General features: G+C 40.4%; 1 protein-coding gene. It reads right to left on the bottom strand.

The genetic code is table 11. The features are described 5' to 3' along the window. Positions 1-250: ATP-binding cassette domain-containing protein (locus tag BCT81_RS03535; RefSeq protein ID WP_133152522.1), on the bottom strand; the 250-nt coding region annotated here is incomplete at its 3' end. Between the last annotated feature and the right edge of the window lie 196 nt (positions 251-446).

Genomic DNA, 446 nt, shown 5'->3' with positions numbered 1-446 from the left:
TGTTACGGCGAGCTTCACTTAGCTCTGATTTGCTCAGTTTTGTTAGGTCGATACCGTCAACAATCACTTCACCTGAAGTTGGGGCTTCCAACATATTTACACAGCGGATTAGGGTACTTTTGCCTGCACCTGAAGAGCCGATGACTCCAAAGATTTGACCTTGAGGAATGTGGAGGTTGATATCAATTAAGGCATTGACTTCTTTAGTGCCTTGATAAAAAACCTTATTGACTTGATTCACTTTAATCATAGAGAAACCCGTGCAGGTAGAACAGAATAATATGTCGATAGCTCGCTCGATTTACAGATGATGCTATGGTGTTCCGTGATCTAAGTCAATAGATATTTTTACGTCTAGACGGCTAAACGTCGATTGTATTGCTGAGATGGAAACAGATCGTTAACGAACGCAAAACTAAATAGATAGTGATGAAGCAAATAAAGCG

The sequence above is a fragment of the Vibrio sp. 10N.261.52.A1 genome, assembly GCF_002876325.1.
Taxonomy (GTDB): Bacteria; Pseudomonadota; Gammaproteobacteria; order Enterobacterales; family Vibrionaceae; genus Vibrio; species Vibrio chagasii.
Note: the sequence above shows the minus strand (reverse complement) of the source record. Positions and strands in the feature narration are given on the sequence as shown.